The sequence below is a fragment of the Streptomyces sp. Ag82_O1-12 genome, assembly GCF_900182715.1.
GTDB classification, from domain to species: Bacteria; Actinomycetota; Actinomycetes; order Streptomycetales; family Streptomycetaceae; genus Streptomyces; species Streptomyces massasporeus.
The window spans coordinates 7,471,197-7,490,291 of record NZ_FXUW01000001.1 but is presented as its reverse complement, the minus strand read 5'-3'; the positions used below and the strand labels follow the sequence as shown (position 1 = coordinate 7,490,291).

Sequence of the window (19,095 nt, the reverse complement as noted above, 5' to 3'; positions counted from 1 at the left end):
GAAGCTCCTAAGGTGCTCGCGGAGAAGGGGGGTTACGCGGTCCAGTCGAGGATGACCTTGCCGCCGCGGCCGCTCGCCGCGTCCTCGAACGCCGCCTCGAAGTCGCGGTGGCCGTAGCGGCCGGTGATGACGGGCGCGAGGTCCAGGCCGGCCTCCAGCAGGACCGACATGGCGTACCAGGTCTCGAACATCTCGCGGCCGTAGATGCCCTTGATGGTGATCATCGAGGTGACGACGCGGGCCCAGTCGACGGGGAACTCCTGCGCGGGCAGGCCGAGCATCGCGATCCGGCCACCGTGCGTCATATTGGCGATCATGTCGCGCAGGGCCTCGGGGCGGCCGGACATCTCCAGGCCGATGTCGAAACCCTCGCGCAGCCCGAGCGTGCGCTGCCCGTCGGCGATGGTGGAGCCGGAGACGTCGAGCGCGAGGCTCACACCGATCTTGCGGGCCAGCTCCAGCCGCTCCGGGCTGACGTCGGTGATCACGACGTTGCGGGCGCCGGCGTGCCTGGCCACGGTGGCGGCCATCAGGCCGATGGGTCCCGCGCCGGTGATCAGGACGTCCTCGCCGACGAGCGGGAAGGACAGCGCGGTGTGCACGGCGTTGCCGAACGGGTCGAAGATCGCGGCCACGTCGAGGTCGACGGGCACCCGGTGCACCCAGACATTGGCGGCGGGCAGGGCGACGTACTCGGCGAACGCCCCGTCGCGGCCCACCCCGAGCCCGACGGTCGCCCGGCACAGGTGCCGGCGCCCGGCCAGGCAGTTGCGGCACTTGCCGCACACCAGGTGGCCCTCGCCGCTGACGCGGTCGCCGATCGCGATGTCGGTGACGTCGCGTCCGGTCTCGACGACCTCGCCGACGAACTCGTGTCCGAGGACGAGCGGGGTGCTGATCGCCTGCTGGGCCCAGCCGTCCCAGGCCCGGATGTGCAGGTCGGTGCCGCAGATTCCGGTGCGCAGCACCTTGATGAGTACGTCGCCGGGCCCGACGGTGGGCTCGGGGACGTCCACGAGCCACAGCCCGGGTTCCGCCTTCTGCTTGACCAGCGCCTTCACCGCTACGGCTCCTGGGGGTACGTCCCGGCTCCGGGTATGCCGAAGGAACCCCTGGACCGGGAGAGGAGTGGGATCGCACTGAAATCTGCCGTACGGCGGGCGCGCCGGTCCATCGAGGATTTCTTAAGCGCCGCCGCAGCTTTCCTTCACGCCCCGGGGCCCGGGCGAAACCCGGGTTTCAGTAGGGCGGCAGGCCGTCCCGGCTCTCCAGCTCCACGACGAGCTGCGCGGCGTGTTCCTTGATCGCCGTCAGGCCCGGTTTCCCCCACGGCCGCGGCTCGACGTCGGCGACGCTGATGGTGCCCAGCACCAGGCCCGTGCCGTCGATGAGCGGCGCCCCCAGATAGGAGCGGATGCCGAACTCGTCGACCACCGGATTGCCCGCGAACCGCGGATAGTCGCCGACATCTTCCAGGGCGAGGGCCTTGCGGCGCGCCACCACATGGGGGCAGAAGCCGTGGTCGCGGGGCAAGACGCGGCTGAGGCGCGGGCTGGTGCCGTCGCTGCGCACCACCGGCGCCACGGCCGGCACGTGCAGGCCCGCGTAGAACTGCCCCTGCTCGTCGGGCAGGTTGACCATGGCGTACGGCGCACCGGTGAACTCGGCGAGGCGGTACGCGAAGGAGTCCAGTGCGGGTTCGGGGCGCTCCCCCAGGCCCAGTCTGCGCAGTCGGCGGGTGCGGGCGGGGGCCTCCTTGTCCTCGGGTGTGAGCAGCAGACGACCGGCCGGGCGCGGCGGGTCGTAGGTCATGGGCGTGCTCCCGGGGTGTGAACTCGCGTCATATATGGCCTCCGTGGCGGGTGTGAGGGGGTCACGTGTGGGCGCCGTACCCCGTCGCGGGGGCCGGGGTGTGGGCGATGAGGTGGCGCACCAGGGTCAGCAGGGTCTGGACCCCGGAGCTGGAGATCCGCGCGTCACAGCACACGACGGGCACGTCATCGGACAGGTCGAGGGCACCGCGCACCTCCTCGGGGTCGTAGCGGTGGGCGCCGTCGAACTCGTTGACGGCGATGATGAAGCCGAGGCCGCGCTGTTCGAAGAAGTCGACGGCGGCGAAGCACTCCTGCAGCCGGCGGGTGTCGGCGAGGATGACCGCGCCGAGCGCCCCCTCGCACAACTCGTCCCACATGAACCAGAACCGCTCCTGCCCGGGTGTACCGAACAGGTACAGCACGTGTCGCGGGTCGAGGGTGATGCGGCCGAAGTCCATGGCCACGGTCGTCTCGACCTTGTTCTCGATGCCGTCGAGGTTGTCGGTCGCGGCGCTGACGGTGGTGAGCAGTTCCTCCGTGCTGAGCGGCGCGATCTCGCTGACCGCGCCGACGAAGGTCGTCTTGCCCACGCCGAACCCGCCCGCCACCAGGATCTTCAGCGCGGTGGGGAACGGGTCGGCGCCGTGGCCCGGTCCGTCGGTGTAGTCAGAGCTGTCGTCGTAGTCCATCGAGCACTGCCTCCAGAAGGGCCCGGTCCGTCGGGTTGTGGTGGAACGCGGGGGGCTTGGTGGTCAACGCCCCGCAGTCGACGAGGTCCGCCAGCAGCACCTTGGTGACGGCCACCGGCAGTGTGAGATGGGCGGCGACCTCGGCGACGGCGACGGGCACCCGGCACCGTTCGAGCGCCTGCGCGTGCTCGGGGCCGAGATAGCCGAGGGGGGTCGCCCCAGTGGCCATCACCTGCGAGACGAGGTCGAGCGCGACGGACGGACGGGTGCGGCCGTTGCTGACAGTGAACGGCCGCACCAGCCGCCCGGCCGCGTCGTCCAGCCAGGGCCCGTCACCGGCCGCCGTCACTCTCAAGGCCTCATCGCCGGGGATTCGACGGACTGCCGGGGAGCGGTCACCAGGTAGGGGCGGACGCTCTTGACCAGCATCGCCATCTCGTAGCCCAGCACGGCCGCGTCGGCCTCGCGGCCGGCGAGCACGGCCAGGCAGGTGCCGGAGCCGGCGGTGGTGACGAACAGCAGGGTCGAGGCGAGCTCGACGACGACCTGCCGCACGTCGCCGCCGTCGCCGAAGCGGACACCGGCGCTGCGGCCGAGGGAGTACAGGCCGGAGGCCAGGGCGGCCATGTGGTCGGCGCTGTCGGGGTCGAGACCGTGTACGGATTTCACGAGGCCGTCGCAGGACAGCAGCACCGCGGCGCTCGTGTGCGGTACGCGCTGTACGAGGCCGCTCATCAGCCAGTCGAGATCGGAAACATGGGCGGTCGGCGCATCGCTCGCCATGGTGGATCGACTCCTTGGGGTACGAAGGTCTGCGGAAGCGCTGGGGGTGGGGGTGGGAAGGGGGGTGGTCATCCGGCGGGTGCGCTCCCGTCCTGCCGGGTGGTGGTCGTGCGGTGGTCGGAACGGGACCCGGGCGTCGGCCTGTTCGAGGGGGACGGCTCCGAGGGGAGCGCCTCGAGATGGACCGGGCGGACGGGCATCGGGTCCCTGCGGGTGGAACCCGTGGGTGCCGGGTCCGTGTGGGCGGAGTCCATGTAGGAGGAGTCCATGTGGGCGACCTCCGTGTGGGCGACCTCCGTGTGGGCGGAGTCCGTGTAGGAGGAGTCCATGTGGGCGACCTCCGTGTGGAGGGACTCCGTGTACGCGGACGCCATGGGGGCCGACTCCGTGTGCGTGGACGCCATGTGGGCGGACGACGTGTCACCCCACTCCGTGTTGCCGGCCTCCATGCTCTGCTGGGCCTCCGCGAGGCTGATGCCGCGCTGGAATGCCGCCATCAGGCCGGGGTCGTGGCCCACGAGGTACTCGGGGTCCTGGCGTGGCGTCGGGCCGTCGCGCAGCTGGGGCACGATGTGCTCCTGGGCGCGGCGACGGGGCAGTTGGGGCTTGCCCATGGTGCCGCGGACGGTGCCGTTGCGGGGGGTCGGCGGCTCGGTGACGTTCTCGGCGAGGATCCGCCGGTCGTCGGGACTGATACCGGGCCGTGCCTCGGCCGGCGTGGGACGCTCCCGGCGGGCCCCGCGCATGGGCAGGGGCGCGGGCCTGCCGTCCGGTGAGCTCCCGCCCGGGGCCGGTTCGGCTTGCCGCTCGTGCCTTCGGGGCGCGGCGGATGAGGGGGACGCGGTGGGTGCGGTGAGCGGAATCGACGGCCCTGCTCCGGACGCGGGAAGCGGCACGGACGAGACCCCGACCTCACCGCCGTCGACGACCGGGGACAGCCCCCTGGACGCGCCACAGGCACCGGCAGTGACCTGCCCGTTCTGCCCGGCCTGCCTGCCCGGGGCGGCCGGACCGCTCCGACCGGCCTGCCCGTCCGGCCGCGCCGGCAGCGCCGGACCATCCGCACCGGGGGCGCCTGCCGCCGGCTGCCCCGCTCCCCCGGGCGTTCCCGCCCCCGCCTCGGCTCCGAGAAGCGCCTGCGGTACGACGAGCACCGCCTGCACTCCGCCGTAGATGTTGGTCTGGAGGCGGACGGTGATGCCGTGCCGCCGGGCGAGCTGGGATACGACGAACAGGCCGATGCGGCCGTCCGCGAGGAGCCGGGCGACGTTCACCTGGTCGGGGTCGGCGAGCAGCGCGTTCATCCGCGTCTGCTCCTCCAGGGGCATGCCGAGCCCGCGGTCCTCGACCTCGACGGCGAGCCCGGAGGTGACGAGGTTGGCCCGCAGCAGGACCTGGGTGTGCGGGGCGGAGAACACCGTGGCGTTCTCGACGAGTTCGGCCAGGAGGTGGATGACGTCGGCGACGGCGTGGCCGCGCAGCTGCCCGTCGATCGGCGGCACGAGCTTGACCCGCGAGTACTGCTCGACCTCGGCGATGGCCGAGCGCAGCACCTCGGTCATGGAGACCGGGTTGCTCCACTGGCGGCGGGAGACGGCGCCGCCGAGCACGGCGAGGTTCTCGGCGTGGCGGCGGATGCGGGTGGCGAGGTGGTCGACGTGGAAGAGCCCCTTGAGCAGCTCGGGGTCCTCCATCTCGTTCTCCAGCTCGTCGAGGATGGAGATCTCGCGATGCACCAGGGACTGCAGCCGCCGGGCGAGGTTGACGAACACCTCGAGCTTCTGTTCGCTGCCGGCCTGGCTGGAGAGCTGGGAGGCCTGCACGACGGCGGTGACGGCGCCGTCGTGCGCGCGGGACAGGTCGGCGGAGAGGAGGTCGAAGTCGTCGCCGTCGTCGCCGTCCTCGGCAGGACCCGCGTGACGGCTCTGCGGGGTGAGCTGCGGCGGGCCGTCGCCGCGGCGCAGCGCCTCGACGAGGGTGCGCAGGTCGGCCTCGCGCCGTGCGGTGCCGCGGCGCAGGACGCCGATGCGGTCGTGCACGGACCGGGCGGCCCGGTTGGCCGCGACCGCGGCGACGGCGATGCCGACGAGGGCCACGAAGACCGCGCCGCCGAGCACGGCCCACAGGGTGAGGCCCGGCCGCGTTCCGGTGGACCGGACGGTGAAGAGGACGGCGGCGCAGCCGCTGAGGGCGACGGCGACGGGGGGCAGCACCGCGAGACGCAGCAGCTGGGGCCGTATGTGGGTCTCGGGCAGCGCGGGGGCGGTGCGGACGGCGGGCCGCCCGTGCCGTCCGCCCTCACGGCGGTCTGCGCGTGTGGCCGGGGCGCGGAGGTGAGACATCGGTGTCCTCGTGCTGGTCCGTCGGGCCGGGGTGCCAGGGGAGCTTGCGGGGGTGCGACCGGGTTCGCGCGGCCGCTTGCGCGCGCCCCGGGCCGTCCGCCCGGCCTCCCCCGGCTGCCGCACGCCACCGCCGACGCCGGCGCCACTGACGCCACGGGGACCGGTGTGCCGTCCTGGGCCGGAGGCGCCTACGGCTCCCGCGCCGAACCGGGCCACACCCTCGCCGAACCGGGCCGCACCCTCGCCGGGCCGGGCCACACCCGCGCCACCGACGGAGGTTCCCGCGCCACCGACGGCAGTGCCCGCGCGGTCGGCACCGGCACCCGTGTCCTCGGCCGCGCCCGTGCCGGCGTCGGTGGCGCGTGGGCAGCGGGGATCCCCGTCGCGTCGACTCCCTCGTCCGCCCTGCGCCTGCACGTGCCGGCCCCCGCTCCCTGATCCGTCCTGCTTCGATCCGCCCTGTTTCCCGACGGCCACTGACAGTAGTCGCCAGCGCATCATGTGCGGTGGGCAGTTGACAAACTCATACGGTGAGCGTCCCGCTCTGGTATGAGGCCTCGTACGACAGACCGATAACACCTCGGCATATCCGGCCAAGAATGAAAAGAGCTCGATCCGACCTGGTCAGAAGCGGTCACACGCAGACGGCGAGGGCCGGGGAGCCTCTCGCTCCCCGGCCCTCGCCGTTCGTCCGTCGTACGCCCCGGGTCGGCCCGCCGGGAGCGTCTCGGGGGCCCCGGTGTCCTTGCCGGCCCCACGACCATCGTCACTCACCGTGTCGGCCAGGGCCACGACTGCCGCGTCCGACGCGGTCTTGATGCCGACTCGGCGAGGGTCTCCCCGGCGCGACCGCCCACCGAGGCGAGCGCCACCCCACGCCACCACGGCTCCGACGGAACCGCCTCGGGTGTGGGCTCGAAGAGCGCTCCGGGGCGGGCAGGGCGACAGCGGCCCCCATCGCGCGGGCGGCCGCGAGTGTCCCCGGCGGTCACCGGAACAGATGGTCAAGGTAGTAGTCGATGGCAGCGATGGCTTGTTCTGGAGTGCGCAGGCCGAGGACGACGGGTGGACCCTGTGAGTCGGCGAGGCCGAAGAGCAGTTCCGCTTCCACATCGGGGTCGCGGTCCGGCGCGATGTCGCCGGCTTCCTGGGCCGTGCGGACGAGGTCGGCGAGGAGCCGGTAGAGGCGGGGCAGCCCGTCGACGTAGAGGGCTCGCAGCTTGGGGTTCGCAAGCATGCGGATGAGGTACGCGACGCCGACGAGCCACTCGCGGCGGCGCCGGTCGTCCCTGGGGATCGTCTCGAGCAGCACCCAGCGCAGCGCCTCCCGGGGGGTGGGCTCGCCCTCGGGCCATGCCTGCTCGTTCCACCGCTGCTGGACCAGCCAGTCCTGGTACTCGATCGCATAGGCGAGCAGTTCGTCCTTGGTGGCGAAGTAGTGCTGGATGCGCCCGGCCGAGACGCCCGCCTGCGCCGCCACGGCCCGCACGGAGATCGCTTCCAGTCCATGGTCGGCGACGATGTCCAGCAGCGCCTCGGCGATCTGGTCCCGGCGGGCCTTGTGGTCTACCTGTCTCGGCACGTCGACGGGCACCTCTCTTCCTCATGCTTGCCTTCCCGGGCGAATCACCCTAATGTCGCTTTCGCAATACGAACGTATTGCAACGAAGTCATGGGCCGCCGGCAGCGGCAAGAGGGCGAGGGCGGACGGGACCATGCCGAAGCGACGCTCCACTTCCGGCGCCGTACTGGTCGCGGCCCTCCTCGTGGCGGTGATGGGCGCGGCGGACGCGATGCAGACCGCGCCGGCGAGGGACGGGCAGCATCCCCACAGCCGGCGTGCCCACGGTCAACACCCCGAGGCCCGGCCGGACATCGCCCGCACGCGTCAGGGCCGCTTGGAGGGGGTCACCGCCGACGGTGTCACCACCTACCAGGGCATCCCCTACGCGGCTCCTCCAGTCGGCCAGCTGCGCTGGCGACCCCCGGACGCGCCACCCACCTGGACCGGCACGCGGACGGCGGCCGAGCCCGGACCGGCCTGCGCGCAGCCCGAGGTGGCGGACTCCGCGGAGGACTGCCTCTACCTCAACGTCACCACGCCCGATCATGGAGCGGGTCGCGCGGCCCCTCGGCCGGTCGTGGTGTGGTTGCACGGCGGGGCTTTCAGCTCGGGCTCAGGGGACCAGTACGACGCCACCCTGATGGCCCGGCAGGGCGACGTCACGGTCGTGACCGTCAACTCGCGCCTGGGCGCCCTGGGCTTCTTCGCCCATCCTGACCTGCCTGACTCCGGGGCCTTCGGCCTGCAGGACCAGCAGGCCGCGTTGCGCTGGGTACGGGACAACGCGGTCGCGGTCGGCGGTGATCCCGGCAACGTCACGCTCATGGGCGAGTCCTCCGGAGGCGCGAGCGTGTGCGCCCAGCTCACCTCGCCCAAGGCCGCAGGGCTGTTCCACCGCGCGGTCGTCCAAAGCGGCTCCTGCCTGCAGAACTGGCCCAAGAACACGCTTGCGCCCGGCGACCCCGCCGCCACCTACTTCGCCCGCCAGGACAAGCTGGCCGCCAAGGGCCGCGGCGCTCTGGGCTGCCGCAGCCTGAAGTGCCTGCGTGCCAAGCCCGTCAAGGACGTGTTGTCCCTCAACGGGCGCTTCCATCAGCCCGCCTACGGGACGAGTGTCCTGCCCCACTCGCCGGCCCGCGCCCTCGCCGCCGGAGACTTCCACCGCGTGCCCGTCCTCCAGGGCAACACCCGTGACGAACACCGACTGTTCGCCGCCCTGTTCACCCTGGACGGGCCGATGACCGCAGCGGATTACCGCCGCCTGCTCACCGAGACCTACGGCCGGCGGCTGGCGGCCCGCATCGCCCGCGCGTACCCGCCCGGTGCCACGCCCCCGCTGGCCTGGGCCGAAGTCGGCACCGACCGCGGCTGGGTGTGCCCCACCCTGGCCGCCGACCGGCTGATGGCCAGGCATGTCCCGCTCTACAGCTACGAGTTCGCCGACCGCCACCCACCCGCACCCGACCTCCACCCCGACTTCCCACTGGGCGCCTACCACAGCGCGGAGCTGCCCTACCTGTTCGGCATGGGCGACCTCCGCCTCGACGACGGGCAGGCCGCCCTCTCTCGACGCATGATCGCCGTGTGGACGACGTTCGCCAGAACCGGCACGCCCGGCAACGACTGGCCGCCCTTCCCGCACACCCAGCGGCTGGCTCGGAACACGCTCTCCGGCGTGGACGCGGCGGCCGAACACCGCTGCGCCTTCTGGGAGCGCAACTCCTGACGCCCGTGATCCGCACACACACCGCGGACCGTACGAACGAACCCCTCCGGAGGATCCCCATGAACGAAACCGGCGAACCGCTCGCCGAGGCCGACTACATCGGCGCCACCGCCCACGAGTTGAGCGAGAAGCGAGCAGCGGCGAAGATCGCCGCCGGCATCAGCCAAAAGACCCTCTTCCAGCGCCGCGGCCGGATCATCCTGCACCCCGACCTGCTCGTCCTCACCGGCTGGTCCGACAACGGCGATCTCACCCTCACCCGCGCGGACATCACCGCGGCGAAAGCCCGCTTCACCCACCTCTACGGCCGCTTCCTCGGCGGCCTGCTGAACGCCGGCCAACCCCTCATCCTCAACACCACCCATGCAGCGGCCGACGAGGTGTACCTGCTCATCAACCACCGCGGCTTCCTGGAGACCACGGACGATCGGGCCTGGGAGAAGCGCATCGACCGGTGGCGCCGCGACTGAAGCGCCGGGAGTCGGGCCGGCAGCCTCCAGTGCCCCGCGATCAGGTCGGCCACGGACCAGGAGGGCAGCCCCGGGGCGGTGATCCAGCATGAGCAGCCCGCGACCATGACCAGCACACATGTGCCAGCGGGTGCGGTCGGCGCATTCCGCGTGCCGTCCACCAGGACGTGCCGCGCTACCGCCCGAGCAGGGGTGGGACGGCGGGGACCTCGGGAGCGTTCGCGATGTCCTCGGGCGTCAGCCGGAAGCCCTCGGGGTAGGCGTCGCGGCGCGTACGGCGGGCGGGTTCGGTGGTGCGCCAGGTGTAGAGGCAGCGCCCGCACTGCAGGACGTCCCAGACGCCGGGGACGGGCGAGGAGTGGAGTGTGCCGACGGTCTCGTGGGCGCAGCGGGGGCAGGTGGGCATGGCGGATTCTCCTTCTCGCGCTTTTCGGGCGGCTTGCGTTTGTCGGGCCTGTCGGGGCGAGGGCCGTGTGTCAGCGGCCGGCCTCGGCCATGAGGTGCTGGATCCGGGCGGTCCAGTCCTTCGTCTCGGGCAGGTCCTGCACCGGGGTGGCGAAGTTGCCGCGCTCGTCGGGGGTGACCGGGGTGGTGGCGTCGATGATCATCTTGCTGGTGATGCCGGCGGGCTGGGCGGCGGGCGCCAGTTCCACGACGGAGAGGTTGGGCAGGATCACGACGTCGCCGGACGGGTTGACCTTCGAGGACATCGCCCACATGACCTGCGGGAGGTTGAAGGGGTCCACGTCCTCGTCGACGACGATGACGGTGGAGATGTAGCCGAGTCCGTGCGGGGTGGTCATGGCGCGCATCGCGACGGCCTTGGCGAAACCGCCGTAGCGCTTCCTGGTGGAGACGATGGCCAGCAGCCCATGGGTGTACATCGCGTTGACGGCCTGGACCTCGGGGAACTCGGCGCGCAACTGCTTGAGCAGGGGGACGCAGGTGTTGGGTCCGACGAGGTAGTCGCACTCGGTCCAGGGCATGCCGAGGTAGAGGGACTCGAAGACGGGGTTCGTGCGGTACGAGACACGGTCGATGCGGACGACGGGCATCCGGCGGCCACCGGAGTAGTGGCCGGTGAACTCGCCGAAGGGGCCCTCGATCTGGCGCTTGCGGCCCTCGATGACACCCTCGATGACGACCTCGGAGCCCCAAGGGACGTCGAAGCCGGTGAGCGGGGCGGTGGCGATCGGGGCGGGGGCGCCGCGCAGGGCACCGGCCATCTCGTACTCGCTCTGGTCGTACGCCATCGGCATGCCGGCGACGATCGTCATGGCCGGGTCGTTGCCCAGGGTGATGGCGATGGGCAGGTCCTCGCCCCGTTCCTCGGCCCTGTGCAGGTGGAGGGCGACGTCGTGCACGGGGACCGGCTGCATGGCGAGCCGGTTCCCGGCGATGACCTGGAGGCGGTAGGTGCCGACGTTCTGCTTGCCGAAGTGGCCCGGGTCGTCGGGGTCGCGGGAAACCACGGCCGCCTTGTCGAGGTAGAAGCCGCCGTCACCGTCGTTGAGGCGGAACAGCGGGAGCACCGAGAAGAGGTCGACGTCGTCGCCCTCCTGGGTGTTGGCGCGCCACGGGGCGTCCTCGCGGCGCTCGGGCGGGACCGGGAAGGCGTCCCAGCGACGGGCGAACTCCTCCACCTGTTCCTTGACCGGGGTGTGCTTGGGCAGCCCGAGGGCGAGGGCGTGGTTGGCCCAGGAGCCGTGCACGTTCATCGCGATCCGGGCGTCGGTGAAGCCCGCGACGTTGTCGAACCACAGGGCCGGGGCGCCCTCCCCGACCCGGCCCGTGGCGTTGGCCGCCGCGGCCAGGTCCGGCTCCGGCATGACCTCCTCGGTGATGCGGAGGAGCTGTCCCTCCTTGTCCAGCGTGTCCAGGAAGGCGCGCAGGTCGTCGTAGGGCATGGATGAGGTCCTCTCGTGTGCCGGGGGTGTGTCGGGCCGGGGTTCAGGCGGCGGGGCGCTGCTCGCGGGCCGCGCGCATGCCGTGCCAGCGCCTGGCGGCCGGCGCGGGCAGGTCGAACTGGTCGAGGACCCGGGCCACGACGTGGTCGACGATGTCCTCCACCGACTGCGGATGGTTGTAGAAGGCGGGCATGGGCGGCACCAACCGCACGCCCATGCGGGCGAGGTGGAGCATGTTCTCCAGGTGGATCTCGCTCAGTGGCGTCTCGCGGGGCACCAGGACGAGCCGGCGGCGTTCCTTGAGCACGACGTCCGCGGCCCGCCCGACGAGGCCGTCGGCGTATCCGGCGCGGATGCCGGCCAGGGTCTTCATCGAGCACGGCACGATCACCATGCCGTCGGTGCGGAAGGAACCGGACGAGATGGTCGCGCCCTGGTCCTCGGGCCGGTGCGTGACGTCCGCGAGGGCGCTCACCTCGGCCGCCGTGCGGCCGGTCTCCAGCTCGATCGTGGTGCGCGCCCAGCGGCTGAGCACCAGGTGGGTCTCCACGTCCGGCAGCTCGGCCAGGTGTTCCAGGAGCCGGACGCCGAACACGGCGCCCGTCGCTCCGGTCATCCCCACGATCAGTCGCACGGTGCTCCACTCCTTCGCTCGGGCGGGACGGGCCGCGTGCGGACTGTTTCGGTCGCCGGGCGCGGGGGACAGACGTCCGGTCCTTGCGCCCCGCACGGCGTTCCAGCGGCCCCGTCGCACTCCACGCTAAGTGCGGTCCGGCCCTCGGGAGCCGTACCCTGAGGACAGGCCATGAACAAAAACGGACAAGACATCGAGATCGAGGACCTGCACTTCAAAGCGTCCGCGGGAGCGCCGCCGGGAGCGCAGGTCCTCTCGCTCGCCGCCTTGTCCGCCCGCGACCATGGCCACGACCGGGACCCGTACGCGCTGGTCCGTCCCTCCTTCCACCACCTGATCGCGGTGCGGTCCGGGCGGCTCGACTGCTCCGTCGACTTCGTCGAGCACACCCTGGCCGCGGGGGCGTGGCTGTGGGTCCGGCCGGGGCAGGTCCTCCACTTCCGGTCCGACCTCACCGCGGCCGACGGGACCGTGGTCCTCTTCCAGTCGGGCATCCTCGATCCGGCCACCGCGAAGGCGGCCCACGTCGACCGGCCCGCCCTGCGCACCGCCCCGCTGCACCCCCGCGACGACGCGCCGCGGCGCACCCTCGGCCTGCTGGAGGACGAGTACGGGCGGCTGGCGGAACTGCCGCTGGAGGCCCACATCGAGGTCGTACGCCACCTGCTGTCCGTGCTGTTGCTGCGGCTGGCACACGAGCGGGGCGGGCACGGCGGCGACGAGCGGGGCAGCGAGCCGTTCCTGCGGTTCCAGCAGGCGGTGGAGCGGGACTTCGCGCGCTCGCACCGAGTGGAGGACTACGCGGCGCGGCTGGGCTACAGCGTCCGCACCCTCACCCGCGCCACCCGGTCCGCCGCCGGGTGCGCCGCCAAGCACTTCATCGACGAGCGCGTCCTGCTGGAGGCCCGGCGCCTGCTCGTGCACACCGACCTCGTCACCTCCGCCGTGGGAGAGCGCCTCGGCTTCCCGGAGGCCACCGCGTTCACCCGCTTCTTCCGCACCCGCACCGGGGAGACCCCGGCCGCCTTCCGCGCCCGGTACCGCAACGCCCCCGACTGACGAGGCGAGGTGGCCGGCTCAGTCGGAGCGATCGGACCAGCCTGCCGGGAGGTCGCCAGGGGCGACCGAGATCACGCGCTCGTCGTCGGCGCCCACGTACTCGAAGAGCGTGATCCTGGCGAACTCGGGCACCACGTGGACCGGGTACGTGGGGCCGGCGTCGCGGAGCGCCTGCATCTTCTCGAGATGGTCGTTCTGGTAGAGAACGGTGCGCTCGCCGTGGTCCGCCACCCACCGGGGGAAGAAGATGACGCCGTGCAGCCGACGCTTGCCCGGCATCACGTTGACGACGACACAGGTGCCGGTGGGCTCGTCCCAGGAGACCTTGAAGCTGTCGTCGTCCAGCTGGACCAGGTCGACCGGCTGGTCCTTGACCCAACGGCCGCCGACCATCCCGGAGTGGATCCGGTAGTCGATGGTGCGGTCGTTCTTCACGTACATCTCGTACTGCCAGCCGTTGGCATAGGTGTAGAGGAAGCGATGGCCGACGATTCCGGACAGGTCCTGCGGGGGAACCGGCTCCTCGACGGTGGTCTCGTGGGCTCCGTTGGCTGTCATGATCCGACCTCCTGTGACGGTGCGTGGTGCCCTGCTGCGGCGACTCCAGTCTGCGGCGCGACGGACATCGATGATTCGGACGGGCAGGAGCCGGGTGTTCATGCGATGTCCGCGGCAGCGGCGTCGTCCGAGGTGATGGTCCCGTCGAGCTTGGCGTAGACGGCCCATCCGGTGCCGGCGGCGGTGAGGACGACCAGGCCGACGCCGAGCCCGGCGCCGTGCAGTCGGCGCCGCCGTGTGAGGCGCACGATCCGACCGAGGTCATCCTCACCTCGCTGTCATCGATCACCGGCAAGGTCGAGATCGTGCTTGGGGGCCTCGGCGGCGGCCTGCGCCGGCCGGGTCCGACGCCACGGGTGAGCGATGGCCTGGGAGGCCTCACGCCACCACGCCTGAACCGGCAGCTTCCCCGCCGGCTCGAACGGCTCGCCCGGCCGCGGGAACGCCACCGCCTGGCCGGCCTCCTCGGCCGCGTCCTTCGTCCACTCCCCCGGCTCCGCCCACGCGTGGAAAGCCAGGTTGAACGTCCCCCAGTGGATCGGCAGGAGCGCCCCGCCCGGACCGCCTCCCTGCAGATCAAGATGGGCCTGCACGCCCTGCGCGGGTGACATGTGAATGTCCGGCCACGCGCCCGGCAGCGGCGTACGGTCCGTGTGGTTCTTGGGCCAGAAGTCGGAGTAGGCGCCGATCTGGATCATCGTGGCGTCGAACGGTCCGTGTTCTGCGCCGATCTCCTCGAAGCCGTCGAAGTAACCGGTGTCACCGCTGTGGTAGATCCGGTGCTCGTCCCCGGCGACGACCCAGGAGGCCCACAGGGTGTGCTGGGTGTTGCGCAGCCCGCGGCCGCAGAAGTGCCGGGCCGGGGTGGCGGTCAGGGTGAGGCCGCCGATCTTGGTGGTCTCGTGCCAGTCCAGCTCGCGCAGCCGGTCGGCGGAGACGCCCCAGTGCTCCAGGTGCGCGCCGACACCCAGGGGCACGGCGAACAGGGTGGCCGTGCCCGCGAGGGCCTTGATGGTGGGCATGTCCAGATGGTCGTAGTGATCGTGCGAGATCACCACGACGTCGACCGGGCCGAGCGCGGCGAGCGGCAGGGGCGCGGGGTGCAGCCGCTTGGGTCCGGCGAAGGCGAAGGGGGAGCAGCGCTCGCCCCACACGGGGTCGAACAGGACGCGCCGGCCGTCGATCTCGGCGAGGACGCTGGAGTGCCCCATCCAGGTCAGCCGCAGACCGGTGGCGGGGGGCCGGGCGATGTCGGCGAGGGTGGTGGAGTGCACCGGGACGGTGCCCTTCGGGGTGCGGCGGGGCCGGGTGTCCTTGTCGAAGAAGACCTTCGCGAAGTCCAGGGTCGAGCCCGAGGGCCGGGTCCGCGCGGGACCGCCGGGGTTCTGGAAGACCCCGTCCTTGAAATGGGGCGATCTGCGGATGCGCGCCATGCGCTCACCGCTCGGATCCGCGCCGAACGCCCCGGGCCGGAGCGCGCGGAGCCCGGAGCTCAGGGTACGGAAACCGGCCACGGTACCTCCAGGTGGAGTCGGTCAGGCTTTCCATTATGGTCGGCCCCTCCGACAACACCGGAGCACAGGGGTCCCACCGCAGGAGATACTGACCGGTGATTCAGTATCCCGGCGGCGAAGGAGCCCGTATGGCCACCCCCCTGCTGTCCCTGACCTGGACCGATCACCTCACGGGTCGGCAGGGCTTCCTGGTCGTCGACCGGCTGGTGCGCGGAGTCTCCAGCGGCGGTCTGCGGATGCGCGCGGGCTGCACCCTGGACGAGGTCGCGGGTCTCGCGCGCGGCATGACCGTGAAGGAGGCCCTGCACTACGACCCCGCGAACCGCTACGTCCCGCTCGGCGGCGCCAAGGGCGGCATCGACTGCGACCCCCGGGATCCGGAGGCGTACCCGCTGCTGGTGCGCTACCTGCGCGCGATGCGGCCGTACATAGAGAGCTGCTGGACGACGGGCGAGGACCTGGGGCTCACCCAGGACCTGGTCGACCGGGCGGCGGCCGAGGCGGGGCTGGTCTCCTCGGTCCAGGCCGTCTATCCGCTGCTGGACGACGAGGCCGAGGCCCGGCGGCGGTTGCGGGACGCGTTCGCGGTCGAGGTCGACGGCATCGGTCTGGACGAGCTGGTCGGCGGGTGTGGTGTGGCGGAGGCGGCCCTGGCCGCCCTGGACCGGGCCGGTGTGCCGTACACCGGGACGCGGGTCGCCCTCCAGGGGCTCGGCACCATGGGCGGGGCCACGGCGCGCTTCCTCACGCGCGCGGGGCTCACGGTCGTGGCCGTCGCCGACCTCCAGGGCACTATCGCCAACCGGGCGGGTCTCGACGTCGAGGCACTGCTCGCCGCGCGGGACGCCCACGGCACGGTGGACCGCTCCGCCCTGCGCCCCGGCGACCGCGAACTGCCGGGCGACGCCTGGCTGTCGGCCGACGCGGACGTGCTGGTGCCGGCGGCCGTGTCGTACGCGATCGACACCGTGAACCAGGAGCTGATCACCGCCCGCTGGGTCGTGGAGGCCGCCAACATGCCCGTACACCCGGAGGCGGAGCCGCTGCTGGCCGCGCGCGGGGTGACCGTGCTGCCGGACGTCGTGGTCAACTCGGGGACGAACGCCTGGTGGTGGTGGACGCTGTTCGGGGACATCGGCGCCGACGCCGAGGAGGCGTTCGCGTACACCCGCCGCTCGATGCGGACGCTGGTCGAGCGGATGCTGGACCGCGCGCAGACCGACGGGACGACACCGCGCGCCGCCGCCCACGCCATCGCGGCGGACCGGCTGCCGGTGATCGCGGAGCGGTTCGGCTGGTTCCGGTGAAGGCGCCCGCCCTCCTCGACGGCAGCTGTCGCGTTCCTGCCGGACAGGCCGAAACGCCCCGTCGAGGGGCCGCACGCGCGTGGGTAGGGTGACGGCGTGACGAGAGTCCGGTTGAGTGTGGCTCAGCGGCGCGGGGATCTGCTGCGGGCCGCCATCGAGCAGATCGAGGCGCGGGGTGTGGCGGCGGTCAGGATCGCCGACGTGGCCTCGGCGCTCGGCGTGAGCAACGCGCTGGTCCTGTATCACTTCTCGACGAAGGAGCAGTTGGTCGCCGCCGCGTTCCGGCACGCGGCGGAGGGCGACCTGGCGCATCTGCGCAAGCTGCTCGGCCGCCGTTCACCTGCGCTGCGCCGGCTGCGGTCGGCCGTGCGGTGGTACGCCCCCGCGGGCCCCGCCAAGGGCTGGCGGCTGTGGATCGAGGGCTGGGCGGTGGCGCTGCGCGACCCCGTGCTGCGGGAGGTCGCCCAGGACCTCGACCGGCAGTGGAAGGCGGCGCTCGCCGAGGTCATCGCGGAGGGCGTGGCGGCAGGCGAGTTCCGCTGCCCGGACCCGGCCGGCACGGCCTTCCGGCTCACCGCCCTCCTCGACGGTCTCGCCGTGCAGCTGACGTCCTACGCCGGCGCGGTGCCGCGAACGCGGGCGCAGGAGTGGGTGGAGGAGGCGCTGGCCCGCGAGTTGGGCCTGACGCGGGAGCGGCCGACGTCCTGACGGTGTCGCGACAGGGACAGGGACAGGAACAGCTGCAGATACGGCGACAGCGGCCCTGCGGCTCCCGGCATCCCCGGCCCGGTCGGCATCCCCGGCATTCCCGGCCCACCCGGGCCGCCCGGCCCGCCCCGGAAACCCGGGCTCCTGCGCGTGCGGGCCGTGCCGGGTGGGACCCCGGCACGGCCCGCACGCGCAGGAGCGGCTCTCACGCCACCGGCGCGATCCGCATCCTGATGTCGTCCGGCGACAGCGCCCCCTTGGCCGTCACATGGTCGCCCGACGACTCCCCGCGCAGCCGGCGCCCGATCCACGGCACCAGGAACTCCCGGGCCCAGGCGACGTTGTCCCGCCGCATGTCGAGAGCGCCGCGCGGCGGCAGCGGCGGCCACGCCTGCTCGGGGTCGGCCGGCACGTCGAGGCCGAGCACCTGGCCCGCGCGCAGCGCCACGCGCGTGTGCCCCTCGGGCGACAGGTGCAGCCGGTCGGCGTCCCAGGCCCTGCGATCCTGCACGCTGCGCAGGGACCACAGGTCCAGGACCGGGCAGCCGTACCGGTCGGCGATGGCCCGGACGTGTCCGTTGTACGTGGCGATCTTGCCGCGCAGGTGCCTGAGCACGGGGACGCCACGGGTGTCGAAACCGGTCGTCACCATGACCGTGCCGGACACCGCGGTGAGCTGGGCCAGCGCCCGTTCGAAGCGCTCGGCCACCTCGTCCGGGTCGGTGCCGGGCCGGATGATGTCGTTGCCCCCGGCGCAGAACGAGACGAGGTCCGGGGCCATGTCGACGGCCCGCGGAACCTGGTCCGCCACGATCTGGTCGAGGAGCTTTCCGCGTACGGCGAGATTGGTGTACTGGAAGTCGCCCTCGGGCCTGCGGTCGGCGAGCAGGACGGCGAACCGGTCCGCCCAGCCGACGAACGCCCCGTCGGGTCCGGGGTCGCCGACGCCCTCGGAGAAGCTGTCCCCCAACGCCACGTACGACCCGATCACTGCTCTGCTGTCACTCTTCGAATCGTCTGCCACAGCAGCTCATGATTCACCTTCGAATGTGACTTACGCGACCGTAGGAAGGGGTTGACGGGCGGTGAGATAAGCCACTCCTAAAGTGTTCGCCAACTTCGGAATACACCGCTCGTCAGAGGTGTTTCCGGGTGAGCCGCCAGACTCGGAACCCGCTGATCCGGAAATGGCTCCAGACGGTCCGGAAGGCGAAGTGCCCACTCGTGTACGGCTGCGGGTCGGTGTAGTCGAAGACGAGCCGGCCGTTGTTCCACCAGTGGACCGTGGAGCCGTCGGAGACGATCCGGACCCGGTTCGGCTCGCCCGGGACCAGCAGCGGCTCGGTGTAGTCGAGGACCAGGGGGCGGACACCGGGTTCGCCGACGTAGCGGCGCAGTCGGGTCGTGGTGTTGTAGTTGGCGCCGTAGCCCGCGTAGTACGTCGTGAGGTGGTCGTACTCGTCGAGGGCCCCGCCGCGCGGAGTGGCGAAGAGGTCGTGCGGAGAGCGGACGTCGGTCGCGTTCCAGAAGTTGTTGAGGTCCGAGACCCGGTCGTTGACCCCGCCCTCGGAGACGGGGGTCGCGGTGTACTCGATCAGGTACGGCCCTTCGAGCCGCTGCCTGAACCAGACGGTCGCACCGCTCGGCACGTCGATCTCCAGGACGCCGCGCGAGGCGGTGACCGTGCCGCCGTCCTGGAGTTCGGGCACCCATTGGGTGAGGCCGTGGCAGAAGTCGTCATGAGCGATGAGCCGTCGGCGCCCGGGGGCGGCACTCGCGCTCCCCGTCGGGGCGATGGCCGCCAGAGCGGCTCCTGTCGCCAGGGCTGCGAACGTTCTGCGGGTGGTCGGCACGGGACACAGCTCCTTCAGAAAGCGCTTGCATTCACGATGTGATCACTGTGTCTCAACTGCCGCCCCCTGTCGATCCCTTGAGGCGCCGGGCGCGGACACACCGAAGGCCGGACCCGGGGATCGGGGTCCGGCCTTCGGAGGCGTGTCAGGCAGGTGGTCGTGCGGTC

21 protein-coding genes are annotated in these 19,095 nt (G+C 72.2%); 6 read left to right on the top strand and 15 right to left on the bottom strand.

Translation table 11 applies throughout. From position 1 onward, the window contains the following. Positions 1-32 precede the first annotated feature (32 nt). The 6 genes from tdh to QOL88_RS34085 all read right to left on the bottom strand — a co-directional run bounded on the left by tdh (position 33) and on the right by QOL88_RS34085 (position 5,628). A complete protein-coding gene (tdh, locus tag QOL88_RS34110; protein ID WP_097222086.1) occupies positions 33-1,061 on the bottom strand; it encodes an L-threonine 3-dehydrogenase in 1,029 nt (342 codons plus the stop codon). 178 nt (positions 1,062-1,239) lie between these two features. Beyond that, a complete protein-coding gene (locus tag QOL88_RS34105) occupies positions 1,240-1,812 on the bottom strand; it encodes a GAF domain-containing protein (RefSeq protein WP_097222085.1) in 573 nt (190 codons plus the stop codon). Positions 1,813-1,873: 61 nt separating this feature from the next. Next, positions 1,874-2,503, bottom strand: coding sequence for a GTP-binding protein (locus QOL88_RS34100; RefSeq protein WP_097222084.1), 630 nt, complete (start codon positions 2,501-2,503; stop codon positions 1,874-1,876). Then, the gene (locus QOL88_RS34095) at positions 2,481-2,852 is read right to left on the bottom strand and encodes a DUF742 domain-containing protein (protein WP_031107809.1); all 372 of its coding nucleotides are present in this window, start codon (positions 2,850-2,852) and stop codon (positions 2,481-2,483) included. The genes QOL88_RS34100 and QOL88_RS34095 overlap by 23 nt, the downstream gene beginning before the upstream one ends. Before the next feature lie 2 nt (positions 2,853-2,854). Continuing rightward, complete coding sequence (locus QOL88_RS34090; RefSeq protein ID WP_031135180.1) at positions 2,855-3,286, bottom strand: roadblock/LC7 domain-containing protein; 432 nt, start codon at positions 3,284-3,286, stop codon at positions 2,855-2,857. Positions 3,287-3,354: 68 nt separating this feature from the next. Beyond that, positions 3,355-5,628, bottom strand: coding sequence for an ATP-binding protein (locus QOL88_RS34085; RefSeq protein WP_097222083.1), 2,274 nt, complete (start codon positions 5,626-5,628; stop codon positions 3,355-3,357). A 165-nt stretch (positions 5,629-5,793) separates the two neighbouring features. On the opposite strand from QOL88_RS34085, the gene QOL88_RS34080 reads away from it, so the two are divergent. Then, positions 5,794-6,066: a hypothetical protein gene (locus QOL88_RS34080; protein WP_097222082.1), complete on the top strand. Its 273-nt coding sequence runs from the start codon at positions 5,794-5,796 to the stop codon at positions 6,064-6,066. Positions 6,067-6,616: 550 nt separating this feature from the next. Here the strand turns inward: QOL88_RS34080 and QOL88_RS34075 are convergent. Next, a complete protein-coding gene (locus QOL88_RS34075) occupies positions 6,617-7,210 on the bottom strand; it encodes a TetR/AcrR family transcriptional regulator (protein ID WP_097223306.1) in 594 nt (197 codons plus the stop codon). 133 nt (positions 7,211-7,343) lie between these two features. Between QOL88_RS34075 and QOL88_RS34070 the strand changes: the two genes are divergently transcribed. Next, positions 7,344-8,918, top strand: coding sequence for a carboxylesterase/lipase family protein (locus QOL88_RS34070; protein ID WP_179879034.1), 1,575 nt, complete (start codon positions 7,344-7,346; stop codon positions 8,916-8,918). Between the two features lie 59 nt (positions 8,919-8,977). Continuing rightward, entirely contained in the window at positions 8,978-9,388 is a 411-nt protein-coding gene (locus QOL88_RS34065) for a hypothetical protein (protein WP_179879033.1), read from the top strand. A 175-nt stretch (positions 9,389-9,563) separates the two neighbouring features. On the opposite strand, the gene QOL88_RS34060 is transcribed toward QOL88_RS34065, so the two are convergent. The 3 genes from QOL88_RS34060 to QOL88_RS34050 form a co-directional block, all read right to left on the bottom strand. Next, a complete protein-coding gene (locus QOL88_RS34060; protein WP_097222078.1) occupies positions 9,564-9,794 on the bottom strand; it encodes a non-oxidative hydroxyarylic acid decarboxylases subunit D in 231 nt (76 codons plus the stop codon). Between the two features lie 70 nt (positions 9,795-9,864). Further along, complete coding sequence (locus tag QOL88_RS34055) at positions 9,865-11,295, bottom strand: non-oxidative hydroxyarylic acid decarboxylases subunit C (RefSeq protein ID WP_097222077.1); 1,431 nt, start codon at positions 11,293-11,295, stop codon at positions 9,865-9,867. Positions 11,296-11,338: 43 nt separating this feature from the next. Next, positions 11,339-11,929 (bottom strand): non-oxidative hydroxyarylic acid decarboxylases subunit B, encoded by a 591-nt coding sequence (locus QOL88_RS34050; protein WP_097222076.1) that lies wholly within the window; start codon positions 11,927-11,929, stop codon positions 11,339-11,341. Positions 11,930-12,100: 171 nt separating this feature from the next. Here QOL88_RS34050 and QOL88_RS34045 point away from each other — a divergent pair, with 171 nt between their 5' ends. Beyond that, positions 12,101-12,988, top strand: coding sequence for a helix-turn-helix domain-containing protein (locus QOL88_RS34045; RefSeq protein ID WP_097222075.1), 888 nt, complete (start codon positions 12,101-12,103; stop codon positions 12,986-12,988). Positions 12,989-13,006: 18 nt separating this feature from the next. Here QOL88_RS34045 and QOL88_RS34040 read toward each other — a convergent pair whose 3' ends face one another. The 3 genes from QOL88_RS34040 to QOL88_RS34030 form a co-directional block, all read right to left on the bottom strand. Continuing rightward, a complete protein-coding gene (locus QOL88_RS34040; protein WP_097222074.1) occupies positions 13,007-13,546 on the bottom strand; it encodes a phenolic acid decarboxylase in 540 nt (179 codons plus the stop codon). Between the two features lie 98 nt (positions 13,547-13,644). After that, positions 13,645-13,794: a hypothetical protein gene (locus QOL88_RS34035; protein WP_373559327.1), complete on the bottom strand. Its 150-nt coding sequence runs from the start codon at positions 13,792-13,794 to the stop codon at positions 13,645-13,647. 30 nt (positions 13,795-13,824) lie between these two features. Further along, positions 13,825-15,060: an MBL fold metallo-hydrolase gene (locus tag QOL88_RS34030; protein ID WP_179879032.1), complete on the bottom strand. Its 1,236-nt coding sequence runs from the start codon at positions 15,058-15,060 to the stop codon at positions 13,825-13,827. Positions 15,061-15,188: 128 nt separating this feature from the next. Here QOL88_RS34030 and QOL88_RS34025 point away from each other — a divergent pair, with 128 nt between their 5' ends. Both QOL88_RS34025 and QOL88_RS34020 read left to right on the top strand, forming a co-directional pair. Next, entirely contained in the window at positions 15,189-16,367 is a 1,179-nt protein-coding gene (locus tag QOL88_RS34025; protein WP_097222073.1) for a Glu/Leu/Phe/Val dehydrogenase dimerization domain-containing protein, read from the top strand. Positions 16,368-16,463: 96 nt separating this feature from the next. Next, on the top strand, positions 16,464-17,075 hold the full coding sequence (locus QOL88_RS34020; protein ID WP_097222072.1) for a TetR/AcrR family transcriptional regulator: 612 nt from the start codon (positions 16,464-16,466) through the stop codon (positions 17,073-17,075). A gap of 205 nt (positions 17,076-17,280) precedes the next feature. Here QOL88_RS34020 and QOL88_RS34015 read toward each other — a convergent pair whose 3' ends face one another. Together QOL88_RS34015 and QOL88_RS34010 are read right to left on the bottom strand one after the other, a co-directional pair. Then, the gene (locus QOL88_RS34015) at positions 17,281-18,066 is read right to left on the bottom strand and encodes an SGNH/GDSL hydrolase family protein (protein WP_097222071.1); all 786 of its coding nucleotides are present in this window, start codon (positions 18,064-18,066) and stop codon (positions 17,281-17,283) included. Between the two features lie 145 nt (positions 18,067-18,211). After that, positions 18,212-18,928 (bottom strand): DUF6250 domain-containing protein, encoded by a 717-nt coding sequence (locus QOL88_RS34010; RefSeq protein WP_097222070.1) that lies wholly within the window; start codon positions 18,926-18,928, stop codon positions 18,212-18,214. Between the last annotated feature and the right edge of the window lie 167 nt (positions 18,929-19,095).

Excerpts from the sequence above, each read along its gene's own strand:
- QOL88_RS34105 (WP_097222085.1), bottom strand. The coding sequence starts at position 1,812 with ATGACCTACGACCCGCCGCGCCCGGCCGGTCGTCTGCTGCTCACACCC.
- QOL88_RS34100 (WP_097222084.1), bottom strand. The coding sequence starts at position 2,503 with ATGGACTACGACGACAGCTCTGACTACACCGACGGACCGGGCCACGGC.
- QOL88_RS34090 (WP_031135180.1), bottom strand. The coding sequence starts at position 3,286 with ATGGCGAGCGATGCGCCGACCGCCCATGTTTCCGATCTCGACTGGCTG.
- QOL88_RS34085 (WP_097222083.1), bottom strand. The coding sequence starts at position 5,628 with ATGTCTCACCTCCGCGCCCCGGCCACACGCGCAGACCGCCGTGAGGGC.
- QOL88_RS34070 (WP_179879034.1), top strand. The coding sequence starts at position 7,344 with ATGCCGAAGCGACGCTCCACTTCCGGCGCCGTACTGGTCGCGGCCCTC.
- QOL88_RS34065 (WP_179879033.1), top strand. The coding sequence starts at position 8,978 with ATGAACGAAACCGGCGAACCGCTCGCCGAGGCCGACTACATCGGCGCC.
- QOL88_RS34060 (WP_097222078.1), bottom strand. The coding sequence starts at position 9,794 with ATGCCCACCTGCCCCCGCTGCGCCCACGAGACCGTCGGCACACTCCAC.
- QOL88_RS34055 (WP_097222077.1), bottom strand. The coding sequence starts at position 11,295 with ATGCCCTACGACGACCTGCGCGCCTTCCTGGACACGCTGGACAAGGAG.
- QOL88_RS34045 (WP_097222075.1), top strand. The coding sequence starts at position 12,101 with ATGAACAAAAACGGACAAGACATCGAGATCGAGGACCTGCACTTCAAA.
- QOL88_RS34040 (WP_097222074.1), bottom strand. The coding sequence starts at position 13,546 with ATGACAGCCAACGGAGCCCACGAGACCACCGTCGAGGAGCCGGTTCCC.
- QOL88_RS34025 (WP_097222073.1), top strand. The coding sequence starts at position 15,189 with ATGGCCACCCCCCTGCTGTCCCTGACCTGGACCGATCACCTCACGGGT.